Origin of the sequence: Pseudomonas fluorescens (assembly GCF_900215245.1) — a bacterium.
Taxonomy (GTDB): domain Bacteria; phylum Pseudomonadota; class Gammaproteobacteria; order Pseudomonadales; family Pseudomonadaceae; genus Aquipseudomonas; species Aquipseudomonas fluorescens.
Genome location: NZ_LT907842.1, coordinates 4450074 through 4462566 on the forward strand (window position 1 = coordinate 4450074; position 12493 = coordinate 4462566).

10 protein-coding genes are annotated in these 12493 nt (G+C 62.8%); all 10 read right to left on the reverse strand.

Translation table 11 applies throughout. The features are described from left to right. Positions 1–30: 30 nt before the first annotated feature. From CPH89_RS20925 to CPH89_RS20970, 10 genes are read right to left on the reverse strand one after another with little or no spacing between them, the layout of a single operon-like run. The gene (locus CPH89_RS20925) at positions 31–1053 is read right to left on the reverse strand and encodes an acyltransferase family protein (protein WP_053255377.1); all 1023 of its coding nucleotides are present in this window, start codon (positions 1051–1053) and stop codon (positions 31–33) included. 43 nt (positions 1054–1096) lie between these two features. Continuing rightward, entirely contained in the window at positions 1097–2506 is a 1410-nt protein-coding gene (gene murJ, locus CPH89_RS20930) for a murein biosynthesis integral membrane protein MurJ (RefSeq protein ID WP_053255378.1), read from the reverse strand. 2 nt (positions 2507–2508) lie between these two features. Further along, entirely contained in the window at positions 2509–3942 is a 1434-nt protein-coding gene (locus CPH89_RS20935; RefSeq protein WP_053255379.1) for an O-antigen ligase family protein, read from the reverse strand. Beyond that, on the reverse strand, positions 3939–5042 hold the full coding sequence (locus CPH89_RS20940) for a glycosyltransferase family 4 protein (RefSeq protein ID WP_053255380.1): 1104 nt from the start codon (positions 5040–5042) through the stop codon (positions 3939–3941). The genes CPH89_RS20935 and CPH89_RS20940 overlap by 4 nt, the downstream gene beginning before the upstream one ends. Next, positions 5033–6250, reverse strand: a complete 1218-nt coding sequence (locus CPH89_RS20945; RefSeq protein WP_053255381.1) for a glycosyltransferase family 4 protein — start codon at positions 6248–6250, stop codon at positions 5033–5035. Before CPH89_RS20945 ends, CPH89_RS20940 begins: the two co-directional genes overlap by 10 nt. Before the next feature lie 8 nt (positions 6251–6258). Continuing rightward, positions 6259–7587, reverse strand: coding sequence for a cellulase family glycosylhydrolase (locus CPH89_RS20950; protein ID WP_053255382.1), 1329 nt, complete (start codon positions 7585–7587; stop codon positions 6259–6261). Beyond that, on the reverse strand, positions 7577–8767 hold the full coding sequence (locus CPH89_RS20955; protein WP_053255383.1) for a glycosyltransferase: 1191 nt from the start codon (positions 8765–8767) through the stop codon (positions 7577–7579). The genes CPH89_RS20950 and CPH89_RS20955 overlap by 11 nt, the downstream gene beginning before the upstream one ends. After that, positions 8767–10758 (reverse strand): GumC family protein, encoded by a 1992-nt coding sequence (locus CPH89_RS20960; protein ID WP_053255384.1) that lies wholly within the window; start codon positions 10756–10758, stop codon positions 8767–8769. Before CPH89_RS20960 ends, CPH89_RS20955 begins: the two co-directional genes overlap by 1 nt. 14 nt (positions 10759–10772) lie before the next feature. Further along, the gene (locus CPH89_RS20965; protein WP_053255385.1) at positions 10773–11552 is read right to left on the reverse strand and encodes a polysaccharide biosynthesis/export family protein; all 780 of its coding nucleotides are present in this window, start codon (positions 11550–11552) and stop codon (positions 10773–10775) included. Positions 11553–11581: 29 nt separating this feature from the next. Further along, complete coding sequence (locus CPH89_RS20970) at positions 11582–12493, reverse strand: glycosyltransferase family 2 protein (protein ID WP_053255386.1); 912 nt, start codon at positions 12491–12493, stop codon at positions 11582–11584.

Genomic DNA, 12493 nt, shown 5'->3' on the forward strand with positions numbered 1-12493 from the left:
GCCGGCTCCCACAGTTGTTTTGCGGCGTTTTCAGGTTTTTGGGGCTTTACGCACCGGGAACGGAAAGTAGAAAAACCGCAAGAACGCCACCCGCTTGATCACTTCGCCGATCAGCAACGGCACGACCACCGCCACCACCAGGCCCAGGCAAGCGGCCAGGAGGGGATGCAGACCCAGGCGCTCCATCAGGTCGACGGTCTTGTGCTGGATTTCACCATGGAAGATCAACAGGATCAGGGTCGATTGGCCGATATACGTCATCGCCCGCGTGATCACGGCCGACACCATCAGTACCCGCGCGAATGCCCAGCACGCGTACACGCCAATCACCGCCAGCAGGCTGGTCCACAACCAGTGGTCGTAGCGCCGTTGTGCCAAGTCCATGGTGGCGTGGCTGTAGAGGAACACGGCGGCAAACAACGCTACCGCAATCACCATCGTCAGCAGCGAGCCCTCATGCCTGCGCAGCCAGTCGCGCAACAGGTAGCCGTAGATGAAATAGGTGCTGCTGATCAAGGTGATCTCAAGGCTGAAGGGCAGGCCGGGCAGCGTCCAGGTGTGCCCGCCGACGGTCACCGGGATTTGCCAGAACCACGGCAATACCCAAATACCGATCAGCAATTGCGCCACTATCAGCAGGCAGCTCACCGGCAGTGGCAGTTTCAGACGCTGGATCAGTCGCAGCATCAACCAACTGAACAGAATCGCCACCCAGAAATGCGGCAGAAACCACAGGGCTTGCCACGGAATGGTGTCCACCGAGGCGTACAGCACACCGCCGATATCCGGCAGCAGCGGTTGCCCGCGCAACACCGCGCGCACGATCACGTACACCAGCATGGTGAAGAAAAATGGCTTGAGCAGGCCGTCGGCCTTGCGTATCGCCATTTCCACAAACGGTTGTTCGGGCTTGAAGAACACCCCGGACAAGAAAAAGAACAACGGCAATATGAACGAGGCAATGATCGGATACTGCAGGTCCGGCGAGTTAGCGACAAACCAGCTGTGGCCATACACGATCATCAGGATGCCGATGCCTTTGGCAATATCCATCTGTATCCAACGATGTTTCACGTGACCACCCCCAAACGCTCATTCATGCCTTGCGCCATGGCTTCAGCCACAGCCCCATACTCAACAACACCACGGCGCCGGCCAGGGTGCTCAGACCCAGTTGCAGCCACACGCCTTGAATTCGAAACAACCCCAGCGCCGCCAGGCCCATCAACCCCGCGCTGAGCAGCCATTGCCGCGCCCAGGGCAGGGCGCCGAGCAACGACTGGCGCTGCATCAGCAGCAATGCGGTGCAAATCACACCTGCCAATGCGGCCAATGGAATACCCGCCAGGCCAAACACGAAGGGCAGGGCCCCGAGCAACAGCACATTGACCAGGCTACCGAGTAACTCGCAACGCAACGGTTGGCGTGTATCACCGGCGGCATAGGCATACCGCGCCAGTAGCGCGTTCCACGCGCCAAATACCAGCGGCACGGCAAACCAGGCCAGCAGCAGGGGCAAGGGCGAGTCGGCCGATTGCTTGGGCAGCAACAACGCCACCAGGCTGGGGGCTGCGGCCACCAGGCCGACGCCGGCCGGCAACGTGAGCACGCTGGCGGTTTCCAGGCCGCGTTTGAGCAAGGCCAGGCGCTCATCGCCCTGGCGTCGGCTCATCATGCCCAGCAACACTTGGTTGAGGCTCATCAGCGCAATCAGCGGCAGGTTCATCAGTTTGCGGGCGAGGTTGACCCAGGTGACGGCGCCTTCGCCGAGCAACGACGCCACCAGGCGTTCGATCAGCGCCAACCCCTGGCTGGCACCATTGCTGAGCAGCAGCGGCCCGATGCGTTGACCGAGCTCGCGCAACGGCGTGAACGCCAACTGCCAGTGCCACGGCCGCCAGCCCTGACGCCAGATCGACGGCAGCAGTGCCAGTGGCATCAACAGGCTGCCGGCCAGGCACGCCAGCGCGAGGGCGTGCGGTTGCGTCGCGGTGCCCGCCAGGGCGAGGTATGTCACCGGCGGCAGGTTGAACAGCAGCGAACCCAGGCCCGCCAGCACAAATCGCTCACTGGCCTGCAACGGAATACTGAACAGCGCATGCAGCATCAACCCCGGCACGCACCAGGCCACAATCTGCAGGTTGCTGGCGGCAAGCGCCGTTGCGCTGGCCGCCAGCCCCGGCCCCAGTAACTGCACCAGCCACGGCGCCAACAGTGTGAGCAACAGGCTGGTGACCAGCGCGATCAGCACCAGTGCCGGGAACAGCACCGCCAGCCAATCCAGGCGTTCAGCGTCCTTGCGTTGCAGGTACAGCGGCAGCGCGGCGGCGCTCAATACGCCACCGGCCAGCGACATGCGCAACGCCTCAGGCAAAAACAGCGCGATCAGGAACGCGTCGCTGCGTTCGCCCGCGCCCCAGGCGGCCACCAGCAACCACTCGCGGGCAAACCCAAGGCACAGGCCAAGCAAGGTCGCAAGCGTCAGCCAGACGGCAGAACCGAGCATGGCTAAGGCCGCGCGCCGTCAAGGATCGGTTTGCGATACACCACGGTCTTGAGCTGTGGCAGGCGTGCCGGAAACAGTCGGCGTGCCTCCAGCACGTTGAGGCCCACCATCAGCCAGAACAGCGCCACCATCACCACCGCGAAGCTGAAGTAGTGGTCAAACAAACCGCTGACCAGCGCCGAGAGAATCCCGGCCGTGCTGCCCAGCCACAACGCGTTGTCCTTGGTCAGGCGAATAGGGCCTTTTTCCGGGCGCGCCTCACGCCACCAGCGCACGGTGACGGCGACAAACAGCAGCATGCCGACAATACCGATCTTGTAGATGAGGTTCAGCCACAGGTTGGAGATCCCCAGCAACAAAGTGCCCGGCACCGGAGGGTCGACCTTGAAGCCAATGCCGAACGGATACGCCGCCACCGCCTGCGGGAACATGCGGTATTCATCGACGCGCACTTCGGTACTGGCGTTGCTTGAGGAAAAAATCGTCGCCAGGCGGTCCTGCAACGGTGGGTAAGCGATCACCAGTGCCACCGTCAGGGCGGCGCCGATCATCAACAGGCGCCCGGTGTACGGCACGCGGCGCGTCGCCATCCACATCAGCACCAGCGCCAGGCTGACCATCGCACCACGGCTACTGGCCAGCAGCAAGGCCGCAGCGCCCAGGCACGCCACGCCCAGGCCCAGCGCGCGTTTCCAGCCTTGTTCGGTCATGCCGTAGCAGAACGCCAGGGGCAGCAGCAGCGCCATGATCCCGCCGATGGCATTCGGGTGCATCCACGGCGAGCCCATCCGCGATGCCATCGCCTCCAGGCCGAATTTCAACATGTCGAAGTTGCCGTAATTGAACACCGCCAGGATCGGCGCAATGCCCGCTCCCGAGCGGGTACGCACAAACACTGCAATCGACAGCACCAGCATCGCCAGCGTGCCCAGCAGCAGGGCGATGACCAGCGATTCGCGCTGCTTGTAGCCGGTCAGCAACTTGGCGCAGAGGAACACGCCCGAGAGGTTCAGCAACCAGCGCAGCCAGTTGGCCGTGCCGCTGGTGTCGGCGTGGATGCTGACCTGGCCGACGATAAACGGGAACACGCTGAACAGCATCAGCCACAACAGTGCCTGGTCGGTGGGGCGCCGTGACAGCCTGGGTGTCTCAGGCACGCGCGACAGAAAACTGTGCCACACCACCGCGCCCCAGGTCAGCGCGAGGACGGCTTCGCTCACCGTACTGCGAATGCCCAGGTTGAGGGTCGAATACGGCATAAAGGTCGCGACCCCGGCGAACAGCAACAAACCCCAGAACGGGAAGCGCAGGATGGTGACCGCCGCCGCCAGGCCGATCACGGCGAGGAACGCTTTGGCCGGCGACAGCATCAACGCGAGTGCGCCAAACAGCAGGCCGAAGAGGATGGCGACGAGGCTTGCCAGGGAGAGTCTCATTTCAATTCCTCGATCAGTTCGGCCAGGCGTCGACTGTAAGCCTGTTGGTTGAAACGTTGTGCCCACAGCTTGCGTTGTTCGGGGGAATCTTCGGTGGCACGACCCACCAGTTCGACCATCAATTGCACCAGCGCGGGGCCGTCGCTGGGCGAAAAGCGCGGGGCCGAAGGCGGCGTGATCTCATCCAGCGACGTGCCGCTGGCGACCGCTACCGGTGTGCCGACACTGAGGGCTTCAATCACCGGCAAGCCAAAACCTTCGGCATAGGACGGCTGCCACAGGCGCGACGCCTTGCGGTACAGCCCATGCAGTTGCGCATCTGACACCCCGCTCAGGGCGCGAATACCCGGCAGGCTGCGCTGGGCTTCGGGCAGGTGATCGAGGCTGCCTACCAGCACCAGCTCGGGTACGCGAGGAGACAGGCGCCGCGCCTGTTGCCAGGCGTCGACCAGAAACGGCACGTTCTTGCGCAACTCGCGGGTGCCGACCAGCAGCCAGTAATGTTCCGGCAACTGGCGTGCCGACAGGTCCGCAGCCAGGTCGACAAAACCCTCCACTTGATTGGGCAATACGCGAATTTTGCCCGCCGCCTTGGGGAACAGCCGCGCGGTTTCATCGGCGCTGTACTGCGAGGGCGTCCACACCCGATCGGCGCTGCGCACCGCATAGGCGATCGAGAGTCGATCGCTGGTCTTGTAGATCAGTGCCTTCAAACGGTTGGCGTGGTAGTTGTTAAGGGTGATCTGGAACAGGTCATGCAACAGCACCACGGTGCGCAGACCCTTCGGCTTGGGAGGCAGCGGCAGGCCCATATTGAACGTGCTGATGTACAGGTCGATGTGCTGCTCACGTAACGCGCGTGGTAGAAAACCAGCCTCGAAGCGCAGGCGATTCTGCGGCTGGTGCATGGCTGTCTTCGCGCAGCCCCAGGCCGGGCAGTGGGCCTGCAGGCGGGTTTCATCGCCCAGCGGGGCCACCGTAAACCGTTCCAGCTCGACATCCGGCAGCGCGCGCAGGGCATTTTCCAGCGCGTACACCTGGCGACTGATCCCGGATTGCGGCGAGGTGCCGACGGTGCGGTAATCCAGGCCTATACGCATGCGGGTGCCTTTTGGCTGAGCGGCGACAGGCTTGCGTACACCTGCTCCAGTTGGCTGGCGGCGACGCTCCAGTCATGGGCCCGGCGCACATACGCGCGGCCCGCTTCACCCATCGGCGTGGCGGCGTCGGGAGATTGCAGCAGGCGCACCACCGCGTCCGCCAGGCTGTCGGCGGTTTGCCCGCCGAGGTAATCCAGGCCCTCCACCAGATCCAGGCCCGACACGCCTTGTTCGGTGCTCGCCAACGGCAACCCGGCGGCCAGCGCTTCCAGCACTTTCAATTTGGAACCGCCGCCATGGCGCAAGGGCGCCAGAAACACCGAACAGCTCGACTGCAGGCTCAACAGGTTCGGCACAAACCCTTGCCACTCAATGCGCGGGTCCTTCCAGCGTTCACGCCAGCTGTCGGGCATGCCGAAACCGCACACACTCATGCGTGCATCCGGGCAGCGTTCCCAGACCTTGGGCAGGATTTCATCCAGGGCCCATTCGATGGCGTCCACATTGGGCGCGTATTCATAGTTGCCGAGGAACAACACGCGGCGCGTCGATGGGTCGGGGTGAGCCGCAGCAAAGTGATCACAGTCCACGCCGTTGACCACCACCGGCACCGGTTTGCCGGCAATCCTGGCCAGCACCTGTGCATCGCTTTCGGTGACCGCCACCACCTGCGCTGCCTGGCGCATCACGCGGTGTTCCCAGCGCGCGTAGCGCCATTGATCGTAGCGAATGAACGGCAGCGCCCAGCGCGGCAGGCGATCGTAAGTGGCCGCGCCCAGCGCCGACTCAACGTTGTGCTCTGTCAGCACGAAAGGCTGGGATGTGCGTGCCAGGGCGTCTTCATAGGGCTGGAAGGCGTAGGTGTGCTCGATCTGCACCACGTCCCAGTGCTCTTTGAGCAATTGATTGAAGGTGTCTTGCAGCGCGCCCGACAAACCATTCACGCTGGCCAGCAGCGGGTAGGGCGCAAACAGCCCGGCCACCAGGGTTTTCACGCTGCGCAGCGGGCGGCGTGGCAGTACGATCAGTTGCTCCAGGAACGCTTCGAGTACGTGGCGGTCGGTCAGCGACACCGGGTGCTTGTCATGCAGCAGCAAGGTGATCCGATGCCCACGTGCAGCCAGGCTGCGCAGCAGGTGGAACTGGCGCGTCTTGCCGCCGCTTGTGGCGGGCCAGGGCGAGTAGGGCAGGATCCATAAAATGCGCATGGCGGGCTTTAATCCCATAACAGAATTTGCAGGTTCGACTTGACCGCAACGGTCAGCCCATTTGTGCCACTCACCGGCGTTTGCGTGCCGCGCAACGGGTCGTACAGGGTGGCGCTGGTGAGGTTGGGCAAGTGCGCGTTACCGCCTTGGGCCGACCAGAAAAACCATAGTTTGTGACCGTCGGCGCGGGTCCAGCCGATGCTGAACAGGCCGTCGGGCAATTGGTCGGCAGTGGGCGGGTCGCCGGGGGTGAGTTGTGGCCCACTCACGTCGAGGAAATTCTTCAAGGCGGTGTAGACCGGCTTGGGGTTGGCGTCGATGTCGAGTAAGCCATAAGACTGGTCGCGCACGCTGGCGCGTTGATCCAGGTCGCTCAGGGTGAACAGGAAGATCTTGTCGAAATCCATCGCGCTCATCAGCGCTACCCGGCGCACCACGTAATCGGCCTGGCCCTGCAAGGTTATGAGGTCCTGGGCTTCTTTCGGCCCAGGGTAGTTCGACCAGCCCCATTCGGTGCTCCACAGGGTTTTTACACCGCTGGCGCGCAGGGTCTGGTTGAGCGCGGTGGTCTTGGCGATAAAGTCCAGGTTTGCCGGGTCGTTGCCTTCGGGCAACTGGGTGTAGGGGTGATAGGAAATCACCGTGTTCAAGCCGGTCACACCCAGTGCGCCGAGGGCGGCGAGCATGGTTTGGCCGTTGGGCATTTCGCTGAAGAACGCCATGCCGGCAGCCACCACGGGTTTGTTGGCATCCACAGTGCGCAATGCGGCAGCGGTGGCGGTCAACAGGCTGGCGTAGCCTGCCGGGTCAGCTGCCGGGCGCCAAAACCCGAGCAGGTTGGGCTCATTCCAGACTTGCCAGGCATCCACGCTGGGGTAGCGTTGCGAGAGCAGTGCCATGCGGTTGGCGAAGACGTTCGGGTCCTTGGGCGGATACTGGTCCTGATACGGCGCGCCGGCCGGTGCGGTGGTGATGAAGGGCGCCGAGCCCACCAGGTAGAACACCGATTTGAGCTGATTGTCTTGCAGCTTGCCCACCAACTGATCAAGGGTTGCGATCTGATACTGGCCTGCGGCGGGTTCCAATTGATCCCAATGCAAATCCAGGCGTACCCATTGCAGGCCCAAGGCCTTGAGGCGGTCGATCTGCAACTGATACAGCGTGGGGCTGAACCACAGGAACTGCGCGTTCACGCCCAGGAAGTCCTTCCACACCACCACTTTGTTGCCCTTGAGTACATGGTTCTCGGCGTCAGCCTGGCGCCCCCACATGAAGGCCGTCAGGCCGAGCGCGGCAATCACCGCAAGGGTGGCGAGATAAGTCCGTTTACGCACCATAAGGGGCTCCTGCAATCGCCTGCTCGAAGAGTTGCTTGAACTGCTCTGCGGTCAACGGCCACAGGCGGTCACGGCCGATTTGCGCGGCGCGTTCGGCCCAGTCGCGCGCCAATGTCGGTGTGCGCGCCAGGCGCAAGAGTTGTTCACTCAACGCGGTCACATCGCCTTGGGGATAGATCGCGCCATTGCCACTGGCGACCTCTTCGGCAAACGCCCGCGCATCCGAGGTGATTGCCCCGCGCCCACAGGCGGCGGCCCAGGACAGCGCGCCACTGGTGCCGCGTTGGCGCCCCAGCAGGCCGAGCTTCTTCGATTCGCGGTACGGCAGCACCATCACGTGGTGTGCTTGGATGGTTTGGGCAATCTCGCTGGCCGGCAAGTTCAGCCGCCAGTCGATGGCGCCCGCCAGGCCGAGTTCGGCAATCTGGCTGTTCAACTGTTCCAGGTAGTTGCCGCCTGCGCCAAACGCCATTTCGGCGGCCGTGCCACCGGCCAGGGTCAGGCGCACACGGTCACGCAATTCGGGGGCTTGCTTGAACACATCGGCGAGGGCCTGCAACAGGTCTTCAATGCCTTTGCCACGGTAGATAAAACCGAAATACAGCAGGTGTAAGGTGTCCAGCGGCGGTAAGGGCGCCGGTGCAATCGCCAGGTTGGCGTGGTTGATAACCGCCACTTTGCCGGTCGGCAGGTGCATGCGCTGGCTCAGGCAATCAGCGCCGAGGCGGGTCAGGGTAATCAGCCGCGTCAGGCCCTGGGCGACATGGCGCTCTTCGCGCAAGGTGAGCGGGTCGGCGAGCACCACGGCCGCCTGCGGCAATGGGCTGGGCAAATGTTGCAGCAGGTTCAGCGGGAAGGGCAGGTGCTCGCGCCGCCACACCATGCGTTCCGGGTCATGCACGGTGGCGGTCAGCGGTAGCCTGGGGTAAGCCTTGCGCAACTCGCGCAGGGCCAGAAACTCCCCAAGCCGGCCGCCACCCAGCTCAGCGTGGACCAGGTCCACGCTGTGCCAGTCGAACGCGGCGATGGCCTGTTTGATCGCTTCGCTAGTGCCTTCCACGCCACTCAACGGTGTCGCCACCGTCACGCCCAGCTGTTCCAATGCCGTCTTGAAATGGTTCGCGTAGTCGGCGATACCATTTTTTTCCGGAGGCAAAGGCGCAAGCAAGGCGATGTGCATCAGAACGCTCCCCGGTACTTGGCGATCGTTTTAAGCACCTTGGCCGGCACTTCGAATTTGCGTCGGTTGATGATGATGCCATCCACCTTGCCGAACGCCGTGTTGAGGATCGACAGGGCGTGTTCCACCACCGGCACCGTGCTTTTTTGCGCTTCTACCACCAGGGCGATCAAGTCGGCACGGCGCAGGTTGATAAACGCATCGCGGTTATCCAGCAGCGCCGAGGCATCCAGCAGCACCAGTTCGCCCGGTGCAGCAGGCTCCGCGCCGCCGACCCGCACGGCAATGCCGTTTTCCTGCAGCAATTGGCGCAGTTGCTCGACCACGAAGGTCACCCCTTCACCATGACGCGCCGAGGTCAGCCCCAGGGTCATGCCTCGCTCGGCAATACGGTCCAACTGCAGCAACCCGTACAGCCGGTAAATACTCGCATTGAACGCGTTGGTACTTTGCGCGGTGCTGGTGTCCAGCTCCGGCAACGTGGTCCACAGTGGCAGACCGAACTTGCGCTCCACCAGGCCGCCGTCATGAATACGCTGGTCCAACAGGTAGCACAGGTAAATCACCAGCAAACCGACGACGATGGCAAACGGAATCGCGAGTAGCAGCATCACCAGGGTTTTCGGAAAGATGCGACCCGGGTTCAGGGTGGCTTCTTCGATCACCGCAATATTGCTGATCTGGCTCTTGTCCAGTTCACGGTCGATGCGTGATTTTTCCAGGTTGTCCACGTACAGCGCGTAGTTGCGTTCGGTAGCGCTCAGCTCGCGTGCCAGACGCGCCAGTTCCGGTTCGATCTCCATGGCCTCTTTGCGTTGGGCTTCGAGGTTCACCAGTTGTTTTTGCTGCTGCACAAGTTGGGTGCGCAGCGCCAGGTTGTTGCTCGACTCGTCCAGCAGCACGCGCTGCAAGTGGATTTCCAGGGTGTTCGGCGCACGGTTTTCGGAAGATTGCACCGTGTTGCTCTCACTGGCGACCTGGGCTTGCATCGCACGAATCGACGCATCCAGGGCTTTGACCGGCGGCGCGTTGTCGGTGTAGGTGCGCATCATGTCGGCTTTTTCCAACAGCTTCTGGTTCAGCAGGCGACGCAAATCCTGCTGCTGCGGGTTCAGCGCGATCTGGCGTACGGTGGTGACTTCCTTGGGTTGGGTTTTCAGTTGATCGCGTGTGCTCTGCAGCGCGCTGTCGGACGAGGCGATCAGGCGGCTGGTGTTGAAGGTCTCGCCGCGCAGCACGTTGATGCGTTCGGACAAGTCTTCCAGGCGATCAGTGATGCTCGCCGCGCCGATCTCATTCAAGTGCTTGAGGATCTGCTCCTTATAGCTCTTGATCTCGGTGGCGCTGGTGTTCACCTGACCTTCATAGAACGCGTACAGGCTCTTGCGACCCAGCGCCTGGGTGCGTTCGGTGATGTAGGTCTCGACCCAGTCCTTGACCACGGCCTGGGCAATTTCCGGGTCGCCCCACCTGAAGCTGATATCCATCACCGTGGAACCTGCGGCGTGGCTGACCTCGAAGTTTTTTTCCAGGCTCGCGGCCAGGCGTTCCACCGGCGTGGTTTTTTCCACAATGCCAACGGTTTCAAGTACCACGCGAATACCATCGAACACCGCACCCACGCCGGCCTTGACGTAGTACTTGGTGCGCTTCCAGAAGCCTTCAGGCGGCGGCGCGTTGTCGATCAGTTCCAGATAATGCTCGGCGACGGTGCGCACAATCGGGCGCCCGGTCAGCAAGCGTTCCTCGTCGACAATCGGGTCGCGCTGGGTGCTGGGCATCACCAGCGCCTGACGGTTGCTGATCTCGATCGGCAAGGTGGAATCACGCCCCGGCTTGACCAACAGGCGCGCGGTGGATTCGTACTTGGCCGGCAGCAAAAATGCACCCAGCAGAATGATCACCAGCGCCGCGATGGCGGCCAGTTTGAACTCTTGCCGGAAGATGAAGAACAGGCGCAGAAGATCACGAAAAGAACGGATCTCGATCATGGGATGTCGCTCCTTTAGTTACTGGAACTGCTGCTGGTTCGCGTGTAGTTGTAGCCAACCCCGATCGACTTGGTGAACGGGATCAGTTGGTTCAAGTAGGTGTCCACGCCTTGGATCCGCTCGCCCACGTTGGATTTAGGTACGAACACCACATCCCCGCGTTGCAGGCGCACCGATTTACGCCCGTTGGGACCGGGTTTGAGGTATTGGCTGAAATCCAGGAAGTAGGCGTGATAGGCGCCTTGGGCATCTTCACGCAGCAGTGCAACCATGCTCGCATCGCCCGAGGGGTTCACCCCGCCGGCGCCGACAATGGCTTGCTCCAGGGTGTTGGCCGTGCCGATCTGCACTGCGGTCGGGTTGTTCACCGCGCCGCCGACGATCACCGAGTTACCCGGAGCCTGGTTGATGTTCACCGTCACCCGTGGCTCGCGGTACACCGGCGCCAGCTTGTTGGTCAGCTCGCTGGCCAGTTCCGAGGGTTGGCGACCGGCGACCTGGATCGGGCCCAGGAACGGGTAATTGATCTTGCCGTCCGTTTGCACCGTGTACAGCGTCAGCTCGTAAATCGTGCTGACGTTGAACGCGGACAAGGTCGGCATCTCCCCGGCATCACGCACGATACGCAGCTGGTCGCCGACGCGGATGCGTTCCACGGCCACTGGCAGCTGTGCGAGTTGGTCGAGGGCGCGCTTGCCGTCTTCGATGGTCTTGTCGTCCGGTGGGACGATGCGTGCGGGCGTATTGCAGGCGGCCAACGCCATCATGGCCAGGACGAGCAAGGTTCTTTTCATCAAGGGGGACTTCCTGTGGGTCATGATGCTCACCTCCAATAACCGGGGAACATGCTGATGCGCCGCTTGAGGGCGAGGGGGAGCCGGCGTTCCAACTGGCCCAGCCGATAGCCGAGCAGCTTGAACGCGCTGCGCACCAGTACTTCGGGTACGCGGTGCAATGCACCGGCTGCGCGCAAGGCCGCGATCTCAGCCAGTACATAGCGTTTACCTTCACCACCTGCGTCGCCAAAGGCCTGGCGAATCCACGTCTCGCGACCGTAGAACACGCCAATGTCGAAGTAGCGGTGAAACTCATCCATGAGTCGGTAATCGTGGGAGTGATACACCCGCGCGGTGGCGGCGTAGCGCACTGTGTAGTCCTGGAGAAGCATGCGCGCAGCGACGTAGGCGTCTTCGCTGCCGATCACATCGACGGGAAAGCCGCCGACGGCCTGCAATGCGCTGCGTCGGTAGACGCAAAAAGAGTCGGAGCTGAAGCAGGTCTTGATGCCCAGCTCCGGCGCATCGGCCAGGCGCTTGCTGCGACTCTGGGCCGGGTAGTTGAAATGCCGCGACTGCGCGCCCAGCACACCGGCGCCGGGGTGTGGCAATTGCCGGCCGTACGCCACGCCGCTGCGCGGGTCTTGCTGCAATTCGTCAAGCAGGTTGGCGAAGGTCTCGGGGCTGTCGGGGATCGCGTCCTGAGTCATCATGATCAGCGCATCACCACCCACCTGTTCACTGGCCCAGCGGCGCGTGCCGCCGTGGTTGAAGTCCCGCGCGTCGATCACCTCGACCCGGGCGCCGAAGTCGCGAAACCGCGCCACGGTGTCATCGCTGGAGGCGCTGTCGACCACCAGCATTTCGTCCGGTTGCAGGGTCTGCATTTTCAGCGCAGGCAGCAGGCGCGCCAGGTGACTGGACGCGTTGCGGGTCGGGATGATCAACGAAGTACGCAT